The sequence below is a fragment of the Luteibacter sp. P4_E6 genome (assembly GCF_056401535.1).
Genome location: NZ_JBFUJE010000593.1, coordinates 1 through 2,269 on the forward strand (window position 1 = coordinate 1; position 2,269 = coordinate 2,269).

The 2,269-nt window shown below is 62.2% G+C and carries 2 protein-coding genes; one reads left to right on the plus strand and one right to left on the minus strand.

Going from position 1 to position 2,269, the window contains the following annotated elements:
• The first annotated feature begins 23 nt into the window (after nucleotides 1-23).
• A complete protein-coding gene (locus AC1DT2_RS21205) occupies nucleotides 24-1,103 on the plus strand; it encodes a serine hydrolase domain-containing protein (RefSeq protein WP_477298544.1) in 1,080 nt (359 codons plus the stop codon).
• 327 nt (nucleotides 1,104-1,430) lie between these two features.
• Here the strand turns inward: AC1DT2_RS21205 and AC1DT2_RS21210 are convergent.
• On the minus strand, nucleotides 1,431-2,269 hold an 839-nt coding region (locus AC1DT2_RS21210; RefSeq protein ID WP_477298543.1), incomplete at its 5' end, for a hypothetical protein.

The window sequence follows — 2,269 nt, forward strand, 5'->3', positions numbered from 1 at the left end:
CCACGTTTGCCGCTGCCGCCCTCCTGCTCCTTTGTGCTTTTCAGGCAACGGCAACCTCGCTGGACCAGGCGAACGACCTGACCAGGCAACGGGTGAAGGAAACAATGGCGAAGGAGCGCATCCCCGGCATGCAGATCGCCGTGATCAAAGGCGATCGCGTTGTGCTGTCTGAGAGTTATGGCTGGGCAAACGTCGAGAATCGTGTTCCCGCCACTAAGACCACTCTATTTCCACTCAACTCGGCGACGAAATCGTTTACCGGCGTAGCCATGATGCAGCTGGCCGAGGCAGGCCTGGTGGATCTGAATGCCCCGATCTCGCGCTACCTCGACGGCTTGCCTGAAGCATGGCGCCCCATCCGTGTGCGCCAACTCCTGGCGCACACGTCGGGGCTGCCGGATATCCTCGATGAGCAAGGCTTGCTCGGCGGAGGCTCCGAAGCCGACGCCTGGCAGGCGGTGCAACGGCTCCCGATGGCCGCAGCCCCCGGAGAACGTTTCACTTACAACCAGACCAACTATGTACTGCTGGCTCAGATCATCGCAAAGCAGTCAAAAATGCCCTACGAGCAATACATGGCGACGCGCCAGTTCACTCCTGCACACATGGCGCGGGCGACGTTCGGCGACAGCTACGATCTGCTCCCCAACGCGGCCACCATGTACAGCTATTTTCCCCGTAAGACGGATGCGCCCGGTGCCAGCCAACGTCTGTCGCATTGGTTCTACGACATGTCTCCCGGGCTCTGGTCGGGAGGTGGAATCATGACCACCGCGGATGACGTCGCACACTGGCTGGCATCGATGTCCAAGGGTGAGTTGATCAGTAAAGCCGGCATGCGGGCCATGTGGACACCCGAGAAGTTGAACAGCGGCGCCGATGGTGACTGGGCCGCGGGCTGGCACGTGCTGAAAACAACGCCCGTGCGAGAAGTCGCCGGCATGGGTGGCGCCCGTGCCGCCTTCATCGTGTATCCCGATGAGCGCTTGGCCATCGTCGTGCTGACCAACCTCGTCGGGTCGAACCCCCAGAACTTCATCCCGAAAATCGCGGAAGCCTACCGCTCAACACATGCGGACGCTGGGGAAATCCAGGCGCAATAACGGCAAGGGGCGCAAGGGACAGCCGGCGAGGATATCCGCGTGTGTTAGATGTGGATCTCTCACCAGGAGGGAGAACGTCGATATGAAGATGCTATTCGTTGGCCTTGTTCTGATCGCGGCAGCCGCCTCTGCGAACGCTGGCGGTATAGGCAATCGCGGGAACCTTGGCCACGCCCCCAGCAACGCGCCGGTGTGTCCCGATGGGCAAGTGGCTCAGTTCGTCGGCGTGATCAACGGCAAGGCTACCTGGCGCTGCGTACCCGTTTAAGCAAGGTGTCGTATTGAGCGGGCAGGCCTTGTCGTTTCATCGGACAGGCCTGCCCTTTTTCACCCACTCCCCTGCGCTGCCACTGGCAGCACATCCCGACGCGTGTCATCGCAGCTCGCCTTCACCGGCACCGACATCAGCGCTCCGCGAAGTGAACGAAGGAGGACGCGGTCACATTGCTCCGTGATCGGCTGGCCGCGTTCCATGCGTTCGGTGTTGCCCTCCATGTAGCGGATCGTGCGGAACGGCGTGGTCGTCGACGAGCTGGCTGCGTCGGCGAAGGCGATGTCCAGCGATTGTCCGAGCAACTGGCCGCCCTGTTCTTTCAGCAGCTCGCCGCCGTTGGCTGTCCAGTGCGCGACCGGGTTGGGGTCCGCCTCTGCATCCGAGATGACGCGTATCGTGTTTACGTAGCTGCTGCGCTTCGATTCGCCTGGTGCAAACAAGGCCACTGTGTTGTCGAGCACCAGGGTTGTCTGGTCCTGCGTCAGCGAGAACACGGGAGTCACGACCACGACCCACGTATCAGGGTGCCCAGCTCCACGCGGGAGTACGGGCATCTGTGTGCCGGATAGTGTCCACGCCTTGCTGCGCCCGGCCAATTCAGTGTAGAGGAACGTGCCGAGCACGGGCTCGTATGGCTCAAGTACCTTATTGGCCTCCGTCTCGATACGGGTCTTCTGCGACTCGCGGCTGCCCTTCGAGATAAGGGCATGCGTAAGCACGCCGGCAAGCAACCCTACGGCGTTCGGCGCCGGATACATCATGCTCACGGGCGCCACGCCCGCCTGGTCGAAGTTGACCACACCGCGAAAAACCACCTTCTCCGAAAGCGGAAGTTGCATCGCCCAACGGAGGGTTGCGGGGTCGGCCAGGCGCGGCGGTGTCGCGTCAGGCG